Raw genomic sequence first — 12173 nt, forward strand, 5'->3', positions numbered from 1 at the left:
TACTTCCACCCCATGCATGCCGACCAGCATGATTCATGCCTGCCGCCCCCCCAGCCGGCAAAAGACACGAACCAAGGCATACGACAACAGGCGGCGCGCCGAAAACCGGCGGCCGCACTGTGCGCATCTTGTTTTTGTCTGAATGATGTCGCCGGAACCCAGCCCAGGCTGGCAATGTGCGCCGTTGCAACCGGCAAGCGGCATATTCTTATGACGAACCGACGTGCCGCATCTTAGAAGACGCACCAACGGCCAGCAAATGCTTTGTCGGCATGCATTTATGTGGCTTTTGCATAGTTTGTTCAATTCGGGGCATGCGCCCCGAATGAGGGCATGCCGCCTCTGCGCACGCATGCCCATGCCGGCATCTTGTCATGCCTCCATCAGGCGCATTGCCATTCCTGCAATGCGCCTGCGCACTGCTTCAGAACTCTTCCCAGTCGTTGGCGCCGCCACCCGCCTTGGCCACCGGTTGGGCGACCGGTTTGGCCGGTGACGTAATCCGGGGGACGGCTTTCAATGCCGGCTTGTGCGGCGCAGCTACCGCAGCCGGGGCAGATGCCTTGCGCTGCTGCGCTGCCGGTGCGGCCATGGTGAGCGCTTCGGTGTCGCCCGTCTTGAACACACTGACCGTATCCCATAGCAGCTCGGCCTGTTTTTGCAGGCTTTCCGCGGCGGCGGCGGCCTCTTCCACCAGCGCGGCGTTCTGCTGGGTGATGGACTCCATCTGCGAGATCGCATCGTTGACCTGGGCGATGCCGGTGCTCTGCTCCTGGCTGGCCACGGTGATTTCGCCCATGATGCCCGCGACCTGGCGCACCGAGTTCACGATCTCCCCCATGGTGACGCCGGCCTCATCGACCAGCTTGCCGCCGGTATCCACCTTTTGCACCGAATCGCCGATCAGTTCCTTGATTTCCTTGGCCGCGGTGGCGCTGCGCTGGGCCAGCGAACGCACTTCGGAGGCCACCACCGCGAAGCCGCGGCCCTGCTCGCCGGCACGGGCCGCCTCCACCGCCGCGTTCAAGGCCAGGATATTGGTCTGGAAGGCGATGCCGTCGATCACGCTGATGATGTCGACGATACGGCTGGAACTGTCCTTGATGGCGCCCATGGTCTGCACCACGCTGCCGACCACGTCGCCGCCGCGCACCGCCAACTGCGAGGCGGAGCTGGCCAATTGGTTGGCCTCGCGCGCATTCTCGGCATTCTGCTGGACGGTGGAAGTCAACTGCTCCATGGCGCTGGCGGTCTCTTCCAGGCTGGAAGCCTGCGATTCGGTGCGGCGCGACAGGTCGGCGTTGCCGGTGGCGATCTCGCGCGAGGCAATCTGGATGACGTCGATGCTGGAGCGCACATTGCCGACGATGCCGCCAAGGCTGCCGGTCATCTCGTTGAGCGAACCCAGCAACTGCGCCGACTCGTCGCGCCCGCGCGCCCCGCTGCGCGCGGTGAGGTCGCAAGCCGCCACGCGCTTGGCCATGCCCACCGATTCCTGGATGGGAGCGGTGACCGAACGCGTGATCAGCATGCCGAACCAGGCCGCCGCCAGCGCCAGCAGCAGAATGGAACCCAGTATCATCATCTGGCGGCCGCGCAAGACCTGGTTCTGCTCATCGAGCTGGGCGGCCAGCACTTCGGTCACCTGCCCGATCGCCTTGAACTGGTCGTCGATCGCGATGGTGAACTCCTTGAAGTAGGCATCCGCTGCATAAGTCACTTCCTGCGGCAGCAGCACCTGCTCGCGGGCCAGCTTGATGACGCTGTTGCCGCCACGATTGGCGGCCTCGAAGGTCGTGCCCAGCTTGCCTTGCAACGCGGGATTGGCCTCCACCGCCTTGACGAAGGATTTCTGCGCGGAGTTCAGGCGGTCCTGCGCGCGCTCCAGCATGGCGACCAGTTCCAGCCGGTCTTCACGCTTGATCTCTTTCCTGATCAGCAAAGCGGCGCCGCGCGCACGGGCCCGGCCAAGGTCCTCCGTCAGGCCGGGCATGGCGATGAAGGCTGCGTTGATCAGCTGGGTGCTGTCGAAATCGGGGTCGGTGCTGTATTTGAAATAGTCCAGCATCCGCTCGTTGAGCTCGAACAGGCCGGCGACGATCGCGCTGTGGCCGGCGAAACTGTCGGGGGCCGCGATGCCGTTCCCCGCCACGGCATCGCGTATCTTGACCCAGGCCGCCTGTTGCGACTTGAAGGCATTTTCGGCCCGGCCATCATCCCGCATCACCTGATGCAAACCGTCTGCCAGCGTTTGCAATGCCTGGTCGACCTCCTTCGCCTTGCTTTCGCGGGCCGGCGCCATGGCGGCATCGCCGCTGAGCAGCACTGCCGACATGCCGCGGTGCTGCTGTAGCAGTTGCACGCTGCGCAGCAGGCGGCGTATCGGTTCGACGCCTTCGATTTCCATCTTCTTGAAGGCGATCACACGCTCGGTACTGCTGACAAACAACGCGGTAGGCACGCCGAACAGAACCAGCGCGATCCCGCCCAGCAAAGCGAATTTCTGCCAAAGCATCAGGTTGGCAAGCAAACGTTTCATCACATCCCCCCAGCAACATGTTGAAGTAACCGCTTACGCGGCAGGTTTGCATCCCCCCTTCTTTAACCGGAGAGGTTGTGGATGACGAGACAACCGTTTCAGTTTTAGCAAATTTTGTTCCAATGGCAAGGCAGGAAAAAGCAAACCCTTGCCTGTGACGGCACATCGATGGGGAAGGAAAACCGGAAGGGGAATGGGGAAAGCCGCCTCCGTGGCTGACGACGCCACGCAAAGGCGACATTGCGCTTGCTGCAATGTTTCAGGGCGACACAACAAGACGATACGTATCGCACCATCTCAACAGGTAATCCCTCTGCCGGGACCAAGCGATGGCCTGGCCGACCAAAAGCCTCAGCGCGACTCGCGCGCCGGCACGATGACGGCGGCTACCTCGCCCGGCTCGGGAAGGTGCACACGATGCACATGGTGCAGGTGTTGCAGGAACTGCTGCGTGGCCGACTCCCATGAGCGGCGTTCGGCGTGCGAACGCACCACATCCTTGTCCAGCCGAAGCGCCTGCAGGCAGGCCTGCTTCAGGTCGTTCTTCAGCACCCCGGAGACGCCGTTGTCGACCACGTCGATCGGCCCCTCCACCGGATAGGCAGCGACCGGAATGCCGCAGGCCATCGCTTCCAGCAACACCAGGCCGAAGGTATCGGTCTTGCTGGGAAACACGAAGGCATCGGCGCAGTTGTAGTAAGCCGGCAGTTCGTCATGCCCCTTGGCGCCGAGGAAGCGCACCTTGGGATAACGCTGCGACAGCTCTTCGTACTGCGGGCCGTCGCCCACCACCCACTTGGTGCCGGGCAAGTCCAGCTTGAGGAAGGATTCGATATTCTTTTCCACCGCCACGCGGCCGACATACAGGAACAGCGGACGCTCGATGCAGGCATGGTCTTCCACCGACGGCCGGAAGTGCGCGGTATCGACGCCGCGCCCCCACAGCACGACATTGCGAAAGCCCTGCTCTTCCAGCGCCAGCTTCATCGCCGGCGTGGGCACCATCACCGCCTGCGAACGGCCATGGAACCAGCGCAGCAGGCGATAGGTGATGGCCTTGGGCAGCAGCTTGCGGGCCGCCAGGTATTCCGGGAAGCGAGTGTGGTAAGCGGTGGTGAAGTTGAGCTTGTGACGCACGCAATAACGGCGCGCGGCCAAGCCCATCGGGCCCTCGGTGGCGATGTGGATGCAATCGGGATGGAAGCGTTCGAGCGCCTCGGCGATGCGCGCATAAGGCTGGTAGGCCAGGCGGATTTCCGGATAGGTGGGGCAGGCGAATGTGCGGAAATCGCGTGGCGTGAGCATCAGCACTTCGTGCCCCGCCGCCCGCAGGCAGCGCACGGTGGAGCGCAGGGTGTTGACCACGCCGTTGACTTGCGGTTCGCCCGCGTCGCTGATGATGACAATGCGCATAGAACGTTGATCTTGGGTGTACGGTTCAGGCAAGAACCAGGTCCCTGGCCGCGGCCTTGGCTTTTCCGGCTTTCTTGAGCTGCATGATTTCCTGCCACGACACCAGGCGCAGCTCGCCGCTGGGGTCTTCGACCAGCGCCGACAGGCTTTCCACCCAGTCGCCGTCGTTGCAGTAGGTGACGCCGCCGATGTCGCGGATTTCCGGCTTGTGGATGTGTCCGCAGATGACGCCGTCCAGGCCCCTCTTCCTGGCCTCGTCGGCCAGCGCATCTTCGAACGAGGAAATGTAGTTGACCGCGTTCTTGACCTTGGACTTGAGGTATTGCGAGAGCGACCAGTAAGGCAGGCCGGCGCGCGCGCGCCAGCTGTTGAACCACTGGTTGAACTTGAGGATCATGGTGTAGAGCGAATCGCCGACATAGGCCAGCCACTTGGCGCAGGCGATGACGCCGTCGAAACGGTCGCCGTGCAGCACCAGCATGCGGCGGCCGTCGGCGGTGACGTGCACCAGCTCGTCGCGGATCTTGATGCCGCCGAAATCGAGGTCGATGAACTGGCGGATCACCTCGTCATGATTGCCCGGCACGAAGATGACGTTGGTGCCCTTCTTGGCTTTCTTGAGCACCGTCTGCACCACGTTGTTGTGGCTCTGTTCCCAATACCAGCGGCGCTTCAACTGCCAGCCGTCGATGATGTCGCCGACCAGGTAGAGCGTGTCGGATTCGGTGGCGCGCAGGAACTCCAGCAGGCGCTCGGCCTGGCAGCCCGTGGTGCCGAGGTGGATGTCGGAAATCCAGATAGTGCGAAAGCGCAGCGGATCGCGCTTGTCGTCGCCATCGGCCGCATCGCCGAACAGGCCGTGGGCATCGTCCATGAACTGTTCGCGTGGCTTCATGCGGTCCTCGTTTCCTTCAGGTAGTGGCGGGCGTAGCGGTTGTCCAGCTTGGACAGCGGCAACAGAAGGAAGAAGTCGGCCGAGTGGAAATCGGGATCCCATGCCGGTTCGCCGCATACCCATGCGCCGCTGCGCAGGTAACCCTTGAGCAGCGGCGGCACTTGCGGCTCGTGGCCCGGCTCGCGCTCCTCGATCGGGAACGGCAGGTGCGGCGCCACGCGGTAGTCGGGCGGGGCCATGTTCTTTTCGCTGAACGCGTGGTACAGCGCGGCGGCGTTGTGGCCGCCATCGGCCAGGCTCACGCTGGCGCAGCCCATCAGGTATTCGCAGCGCTCCTTGCGCATGTAGGCGGCCAGGCCGGCCCACAGCATCATGATCACGCTGCCGCTGCGGTAGTCGGGGTGGATGCATGCGCGGCCGGCTTCGGCGATCGCGCCGCGGATGTTGTCCAGGCGGGAGAGGTCGAACTCCTGCTCCGAGTAGAACTTGCCCATGCGACGCGCGCCGTGCGGGCTGAGCACGCGGTAGGTGCCGACCACGCTCAGGGTCTTGGAGTCGCGCACGATCAGGTGGTCGCAGTAGTTGTCGAAATCATCCTTGTCGAGGCCTTCGGCGTTGGCCAGCGCCGACAGGTTCATGGCTTCGATAAAGACTTTGTAACGCAAGCGCTGCACTTCACGCACTTCTTCCGGGGTACTCGCGAGGCTCAAGCTCAGCTTGGAGAAACTCGGATTGGCATCGGCAGGAATGGTAAGCAGTCTCATGCATCGTCCTTTATAGGTCATGGGATAACGCTGCACAGACTAACGATTGATTATTTCAGCCACATGACGTATGCGACAACTTTGGCGGCGCAACAACAGCGCCGCGCGCGGCGTTACAATTGCATGACAAAGACGGCGCGGGAGACCCGGGGAAAATGGCCTTGGATGCCTGAAACCCGCGTGCCGTCCGGGCTTCGGAGACACCGAGAAGCGCCGGGACACGGATGCCGGCCGCTGAACTTTGCGGCACAGGCCTCATCGAACCGGCATCGTGTCCGGCGCCGCTGCAGGCACGACCGTCAGTACGGCGTCAGTTTCGTTTCGCATGTCCATCAACTCGAACCATAAAAGGAAACATATGCTACTCAAGGATAAAGTCGCGCTGATCACCGGTTCGGCCAGCGGCATCGGCAAGGAGATCGCCCAGGAATACGCCCGGCAAGGCGCCAAGGTGGTGATCGCCGACCTCGCGCTGGACGCCGCCCGCGCCGCCGCCGATGACATCGTCAAGGCCGGCGGCACCGCCATGGCCGTGGCCATGAACGTCACCGACGAGGCGCAAGTCGACCAAGGCGTGGAAGACGCCGTCGCCGCCTTCGGCGGGCTGGACGTATTGATCAGCAACGCCGGCATCCAGATCATCAGCCCGGTGGTCGACCTCTCGCTGGACAACTGGCGCAAGATGCTGGCGATCCACCTGGACGGCGCTTTCCTGACCACCCGCGCGGCGATGAAGGCGATGGTCAAGCAAGGCCGCGGCGGCTCGATCATCTATATGGGTTCGGTGCACTCGCACGAAGCCTCGCCGCTGAAGGCGCCGTATGTCACCGCCAAGCACGGCCTGCTGGGCCTGGCCAAGGTAGTGGCCAAGGAAGGCGCCAAGGACAAGATCCGCGCCAACGTCATCTGTCCCGGCTTCGTGCGCACCCCGCTGGTGGAAAAGCAGATCCCTGAACAGGCCAAGGAATTCGGCATCAGCGAAGACGACGTGGTCAAGAAGATCATGCTCAAGGACACCGTGGACGGCGAGTTCACCACCACCCAGGATGTGGCGCAGACAGCCGTGTTCCTGGCCGCCTTCCCGACCAATGCGCTGACCGGCCAGTCGGTCGTGGTCAGCCACGGCTGGTATATGCAATAAGCCGCCGGCATTACCGGCATCGGCAAGCCGCCCCATGCGGGCGGCTTCGTTTTTCCCGCCAGGCGCTATCGGCTATCATGGCGGCTTCAGCCCCCTCCCCCGCTATTGCCGGATTGCCATGCCCGCAATTTCATCCGAACCGATCCACGCCACCCAGCCGCCGGCCGAACTGCACCTGCGCAGCTACCACGCCGAGACGCTCACGCACAGCCATGATTTCCCGCAGGTGGTGCTGCCGGTATCGGGACGGATCGAGCTCGACATCGCCGGGCGCCAAGGCATGGCCGACGCCGCCAGCGCCGCCTTTGTGGAACCGCACGCCCGGCATGCCACCAGCGCCGCTGGCCTCAATCGCGTCATCATCCTGGATCTGGCGCCGTCGATGCTCACCGCCGAACTGATGGAACGGCTGGCGCTGCGCCCCTTCATGCCGCTGTCGCAGGCGGCCGGCAAGCTGGTCGATTTCATGGCATTGCTGCTGGAACAGCAGCAGATGGCGCTGGCGCAATTGCAGCATTGGGTGCCGCTGCTGCTGGATACGCTGGCGGCGACGGCGCCGCGCCCGCAGTCGCGGTTGCATGCCTTGATGGCAAGGATCGAGGCCGAACCCGGACTGGCGTGGCCGGTGGCTGACATGGCAGCGGCCGCGGCGATCAGTCCCAGCCGCCTGCATGAATGGTTCCAGCAGGAAACCGGTACCTCGCCACGGGCGTGGCTGGCCGGAGTGCGGGTGCGCCGCGCCTGTGAACTGCTGCGCGCCAGCGCCCTGCCCTTGTCCGAGATCGCACTGCGCTGCGGCTACACCGACCAGAGCGCCCTCTCCCATGCCATGCGCAAGCTGTGCGACACCACGCCGGCAGCCTATCGGCGCGCCTGGCGCGCAACGGCAACCTGAAGCTTATTTCACGAAAGTGGTACTAACCGGCGTCGGCACATCGGCCGACTCCCCGGTATCGGTCAGCATGCCGCTGGCGGGATCGATACTGAACACATTCACTTTCCCGCTGCGCTGGTTGGCCACCAGCATCCACTTGCCCGATGAATGGATCGAGAAACCCCAGGGCCGTTCACCGCCGGAAGAAATGCGCTGCACCAGCGAGAGCTCGCCCGATGTGGCGTTCACCGCATAGACCACCATCGTGTTCTCGCCGCGATCCTCCACATAGACAAAGCGGCCATCCCGGCTGACCGCCACCTCGGCCCCACTCTTGGCGCCCTTGAATTCGGCGCTGCTGGTCGGCAAGGTTTGCACCGGCGTCAAACGGCCCAGCTGTGCGTCCCAACGCAGCACCGCGACCTCGGCGGTCAACTCGTTAAGCAGATAAACAAAACGCCCATCCGCACCGAATGCGACGTGGCGCGGGCCGCTGCCCGCAGGCGCGACATAGGCGCGCGGATTGGCAGGATCGTCCGGCGTCAGCGCATGCGTGGCGCGATCAAAGCCGTAGACGAAAATACGGTCTGCGCCCAGGTCCGACACCAGGGCGAAACGTCCGCTCGGATCGATCACGGCGCCATGGTTATGCGCACTGGCCTGGCGCCGGTTGGGCCCCGAGCCGACCGCCTTGATGATCGAAGTTACCCGCCCCAGGCTGCCATCGCCATTGATCGCGATACTCGCTGTCGAACCGCCGCCATAGTTGGCCGCCAGCAGCGTCATCGAAGGCGCATCCAGCGACAGGTAGGTCGTGCCGCTGCCGCCGGTGGCGGCTTCATTAATCTTGGTCAGCGCACCGGTGGCGCGATCGACGGCGAAGGCGGTGACGCTGCCTTCGCGCGTGTTGTCGTCATCGACCGCATACAGCACCGGCAATTGCGGATGGGCCACGGCCCAGGTCGAACGCAAGCCTTCGGCGACAGTGCCGATCGCGGCCAGCTTGCCCGTCGACGGATCGAAGCGCAGCGCGCGAATCTGGCGCTCATGCATGCCGACGTAGACCAGTTCCTGTTCATTGCCGGGGACGGTGGCGGCGCTGAGGTAAGTGCTGATCAAACCTGCCGCGACTGCCGACAGCGCGAGCGCCACGCGCGCCGCCGTCAATCCATACCGTGCAAACATGTTCTTGCGAAGCGACTGCATCATAGCCGGCTGACTCCAATACCAGATGTGTGAGGGGGATGGCCGCTGTTCCTGCGCCATGCGGCACGCAAACAAAAACGGCCCTTCGTTGTTATTTCATTCCCGACTCATGCCCACCGTCCGATTCACTTCGGTACAGCGAACCAATTGTCTCAGGGAGAGAGCGTATTGGATGGAAGCCCACGCGTCTTTGCACAAAATTCAGCTTCTCTGGCATTTTTCTCGGCGGCTCATGCCCGTTCAAAAGCACGCTGGCAGCGGGAGTGCATCCGGGAAGGGACTTTTTTCAGGACCTGAAAAAAAATGCCAGCGAAACTAATTTTTGTGTAGAGGCACGCGCGGGCTCATCACATACCATCCTTCACCACCGAGGCCTTGAGACTTGCGCCACAGAGCACAAGCGGCGCCAACGGTGCAGCCATGCAAAGAGTCGATGACGACCACGCCTGGCATCCATCAATATAAATATATTCGGACGGAGACATGAACCACTTACGCAATCAGGCGCGCTGCGCCGCGCTCGGCATTTCCCTGGCTCTTTGCTTCGGCTCCCTGGCCCATGCCCAGGAAGCCGAACAACACCACGCGCCGCCGACCAACTGGAACGACACCTACATCGGCGCCCGTTATGCGACCGACTTCTACTTCCCCGGCAGCGACAAGAAAGTCGCGCAAAAGATCGGTTTCGTCAACTCCACCGGCGGCTTCAAGTACGGCAGCTATATGTTCAACGTCGACTACCTGGTGTCGGACTCGAACAACCCGGTCGCCAACGGCACCAGCGGCTCCCAGGAAATCTACAGCGTCGGCCACGTGGACTGGAGCGCCGGCAAGATCCTCGGCCGGCCGCTGGACTTCGGCGTGATCCGCGACGTGGCCTTGCGCACCGGCTATGAACTGAGCAGCAAGAACGACGCCTTCGGCTCGCGCGCGCGCATGCTGGTGCTGGGCCCGGCCGTCGAATTCGCCATCCCGCGCGGCTTCTGGAACCTGATGGCCGGCATGCGCACCGAGACCAACCACAACGGCATCACCCGCGCCGACGTCCATTACGACAATGCCTGGCACATCGAGAGCGCCTGGATGGTTCCATTCAACATGGGCCCGGTGCCTGCCGTCTTCAAAGGCTTCCTCAGCATGACCGGCCCCAAGGGCAAGGACGGCTTCCACGTCGAAACCAAGACCGAGACGCTGACGCGCATGGCCTTGCTGTTCGACGTCGGCGCCCTGGCCGGCCACCCCAAGACCTTCTACATGGGCCCCGGCTACGAATACTGGAACAACATGTTCGGCACGCCTGCGACGGAATCCCCCGGCACCCATCGCTCGGCGCCGACGCTGGTGGCCGAGATCCACTTCTGAAGGCGATTCCGGCAAAAAGCACATTTGACGAGCGCGCCGGCTTGACGGCGCTTATGCCGCCCGGTTTTCACCGGGCGGTTTTTTTTATTGCCGGCCGGCGCCGGCTCAATGGCGCCGCCATGGCAAAGTCCAACAAACCTCGCGGCAAAAAAAGAGGCGGATATCTCCACCTCCCTGTTATCCGCAACAAGCAGGCCGACATCAAAGCTTCTCGGTCTCGCCGCTCTTGGGTTGCCATTTCATCAGGCGCTTCTCGATCACGCCCACGGCCAGGTCAAGCACCAGCGCGAAAATCGTCAGTACGACGATGCCGGCGAACACGGTGTTGATGTCGAAGGTGCCCTCGGCTTGCAGGATCAGGTAGCCGACGCCGCGCGCCGAGCCCAGGTACTCGCCTACCACGGCGCCGACGAAGGCCAGGCCGATCGAGGTATGCAGGCTGGAGAACACCCACGAGGTGGCCGATGGCAGGTACACCGTGCGCAGCAGCTGGCGCGCGTTGGCGCCCAGCATGCGGGCATTGGCCAGCACCACCGGGCTGACTTCCTTGACGCCCTGGTAGACGTTGAAGAAGACGATGAAGAACACCAGGGTGACCGCCAGCGCCACCTTGGACCAGATGCCCAGGCCGAACCACATGGCGAAGATCGGCGCGAGGATCACGCGCGGCATCGAGTTGGCGGCCTTCACGTAGGGGTCGAGGATGGCCGAGGCGGTCGGCGACAGCGCCAGCCACAGGCCGATGCCAAGGCCGGAGACGGTGCCGATGATGAAGGCCAGCACGGTTTCGGTCAGGGTGACCAGCAAGTGCGAATAGATTTCAGCCGGGAAGGACAGCGTGAAGAAGGTGTAGTCGCCAAAGCCCACTTCCAGCGAGCCGCTGCCGACCGTGAACCACTCCCAGATGCGCTGCGCGACCTTGATCGGTTCGCCGAAAAAGAAGGCGGTCTGCGGGTTGCGGGTGGCGACGTGCCAGACGATGAGCACCACCAGCAGCACCAGCAGTTGCCAGAAGCGGATGTTCTTGTGATTCGGTTTCAGGTATTTCCACATGATCGGCGACTTTCTTACGCTGCGCGCTTTTGTTGTTGATAGCCCTTGAGCACTTCATCGCGCAGGACGTCCCAGATCTGCTGGTGCAGTTCCACGAAACGCGGATGCGTGCGGATTTCCGCCACATCGCGCGGGCGCGGCAAGTCGATCTTGAATTCGCCGATCGGATGGGTGCCGGGGCCGGCCGCCAGCACGATGACGCGGTCGGACATGGCGATCGCCTCGTCCAGGTCGTGGGTGATGAACAGCACCGCCTTCTTCTTGGCGTTCCACAGGTCCAGCACTTCGTTTTCCATCAGCTGGCGGGTCTGGATGTCGAGGGCGGAGAACGGCTCGTCCATCAGGATGATGTCGGGGTCGAGGATCAGCGTCTGCGCCAGCGCCACGCGCTTGCGCATGCCGCCCGAGAGCTGGTGCGGATAGCGGTCGCCGAAGCCTTGCAGGCCCACGCGCGCCAGCCATTGCTCGCCCAGTTGCTCGGCTTGCCTTTCGTCATGGCCGCGGTATTGCAGGCCGGCGATGACGTTTTGCAACGCGCTGCGCCAGGGCATCAACGCCTCGCTCTGGAACATGTAGCCGGCGCGCTTGTTGATGCCGGTCAACTCTTCACCGAATATCTTGACGCTGCCCGAGGACGGCTGCAGCAGCCCGGCGCCGACGTTGAGCAAGGTCGACTTGCCGCAGCCGGTCGGGCCGACTACGGAGACGAATTCGCCGGGCGCGATTGCCAGGGTGGTATTGGCCACCGCGGTGTAACGCTGCGAGCGGTCGTCCTTCGAGATGAAGGTGCAGGTGATGTCGTCGAAAAAGAGTACTGGGGTCATGACTGGTACGGGCTATGTGGCAAACCCGGGTTGGTGGATCGTGTGTTGCCTGGCTTTGCTGCTTGCTGTTCCTGCTTCTTTGGTGCTGCGCTTGCCTGTGCA

The 12173-nt window shown here is 63.3% G+C and carries 10 protein-coding genes; 3 read left to right on the plus strand and 7 right to left on the minus strand.

Features of this window, described 5'->3' with window-relative positions:
- Positions 1 to 424: 424 nt before the first annotated feature.
- From AC07N6_RS10580 to AC07N6_RS10595, 4 genes are all read right to left on the minus strand, one after another.
- Entirely contained in the window at positions 425 to 2539 is a 2115-nt protein-coding gene (locus tag AC07N6_RS10580) for a methyl-accepting chemotaxis protein (RefSeq protein ID WP_494781799.1), read from the minus strand.
- A gap of 351 nt (positions 2540 to 2890) precedes the next feature.
- Entirely contained in the window at positions 2891 to 3952 is a 1062-nt protein-coding gene (locus AC07N6_RS10585; protein WP_494781800.1) for a glycosyltransferase family 4 protein, read from the minus strand.
- Between the two features lie 25 nt (positions 3953 to 3977).
- Positions 3978 to 4847, minus strand: coding sequence for a UDP-2,3-diacylglucosamine diphosphatase (locus AC07N6_RS10590; RefSeq protein WP_494781801.1), 870 nt, complete (start codon positions 4845 to 4847; stop codon positions 3978 to 3980).
- Positions 4844 to 5611: a GNAT family N-acetyltransferase gene (locus AC07N6_RS10595; RefSeq protein WP_494781802.1), complete on the minus strand. Its 768-nt coding sequence runs from the start codon at positions 5609 to 5611 to the stop codon at positions 4844 to 4846. Before AC07N6_RS10595 ends, AC07N6_RS10590 begins: the two co-directional genes overlap by 4 nt.
- Positions 5612 to 5969: 358 nt before the next feature.
- Between AC07N6_RS10595 and AC07N6_RS10600 the strand changes: the two genes are divergently transcribed.
- Together AC07N6_RS10600 and AC07N6_RS10605 are read left to right on the plus strand one after the other, a co-directional pair.
- Positions 5970 to 6752, plus strand: a complete 783-nt coding sequence (locus AC07N6_RS10600) for a 3-hydroxybutyrate dehydrogenase (protein WP_494781803.1) — start codon at positions 5970 to 5972, stop codon at positions 6750 to 6752.
- 118 nt (positions 6753 to 6870) lie between these two features.
- Positions 6871 to 7647: a helix-turn-helix domain-containing protein gene (locus AC07N6_RS10605; protein WP_494781804.1), complete on the plus strand. Its 777-nt coding sequence runs from the start codon at positions 6871 to 6873 to the stop codon at positions 7645 to 7647.
- Between the two features lie 3 nt (positions 7648 to 7650).
- Here AC07N6_RS10605 and AC07N6_RS10610 read toward each other — a convergent pair whose 3' ends face one another.
- Complete coding sequence (locus AC07N6_RS10610; protein ID WP_494786253.1) at positions 7651 to 8835, minus strand: lactonase family protein; 1185 nt, start codon at positions 8833 to 8835, stop codon at positions 7651 to 7653.
- 480 nt (positions 8836 to 9315) lie between these two features.
- Between AC07N6_RS10610 and AC07N6_RS10615 the strand changes: the two genes are divergently transcribed.
- A complete protein-coding gene (locus AC07N6_RS10615; protein ID WP_494781806.1) occupies positions 9316 to 10194 on the plus strand; it encodes a hypothetical protein in 879 nt (292 codons plus the stop codon).
- Between the two features lie 201 nt (positions 10195 to 10395).
- Here AC07N6_RS10615 and AC07N6_RS10620 read toward each other — a convergent pair whose 3' ends face one another.
- Entirely contained in the window at positions 10396 to 11247 is an 852-nt protein-coding gene (locus AC07N6_RS10620; protein WP_494781807.1) for an ABC transporter permease, read from the minus strand.
- 14 nt (positions 11248 to 11261) lie between these two features.
- Complete coding sequence (locus AC07N6_RS10625) at positions 11262 to 12071, minus strand: ABC transporter ATP-binding protein (protein WP_494781808.1); 810 nt, start codon at positions 12069 to 12071, stop codon at positions 11262 to 11264.
- Between the last annotated feature and the right edge of the window lie 102 nt (positions 12072 to 12173).

Source organism: Herbaspirillum sp. GW821-FHT09A12 (assembly GCF_059418325.1).

Excerpts from the sequence above, each read along its gene's own strand:
- AC07N6_RS10615 (WP_494781806.1), top strand. The coding sequence starts at position 9,316 with ATGAACCACTTACGCAATCAGGCGCGCTGCGCCGCGCTCGGCATTTCC.
- AC07N6_RS10625 (WP_494781808.1), bottom strand. The coding sequence starts at position 12,071 with ATGACCCCAGTACTCTTTTTCGACGACATCACCTGCACCTTCATCTCG.
- AC07N6_RS10595 (WP_494781802.1), bottom strand. The coding sequence starts at position 5,611 with ATGAGACTGCTTACCATTCCTGCCGATGCCAATCCGAGTTTCTCCAAG.
- AC07N6_RS10590 (WP_494781801.1), bottom strand. The coding sequence starts at position 4,847 with ATGAAGCCACGCGAACAGTTCATGGACGATGCCCACGGCCTGTTCGGC.
- AC07N6_RS10610 (WP_494786253.1), bottom strand. The coding sequence starts at position 8,835 with ATGATGCAGTCGCTTCGCAAGAACATGTTTGCACGGTATGGATTGACG.
- AC07N6_RS10580 (WP_494781799.1), bottom strand. The coding sequence starts at position 2,539 with ATGAAACGTTTGCTTGCCAACCTGATGCTTTGGCAGAAATTCGCTTTG.
- AC07N6_RS10600 (WP_494781803.1), top strand. The coding sequence starts at position 5,970 with ATGCTACTCAAGGATAAAGTCGCGCTGATCACCGGTTCGGCCAGCGGC.
- AC07N6_RS10605 (WP_494781804.1), top strand. The coding sequence starts at position 6,871 with ATGCCCGCAATTTCATCCGAACCGATCCACGCCACCCAGCCGCCGGCC.
- AC07N6_RS10620 (WP_494781807.1), bottom strand. The coding sequence starts at position 11,247 with ATGTGGAAATACCTGAAACCGAATCACAAGAACATCCGCTTCTGGCAA.
- AC07N6_RS10585 (WP_494781800.1), bottom strand. The coding sequence starts at position 3,952 with ATGCGCATTGTCATCATCAGCGACGCGGGCGAACCGCAAGTCAACGGC.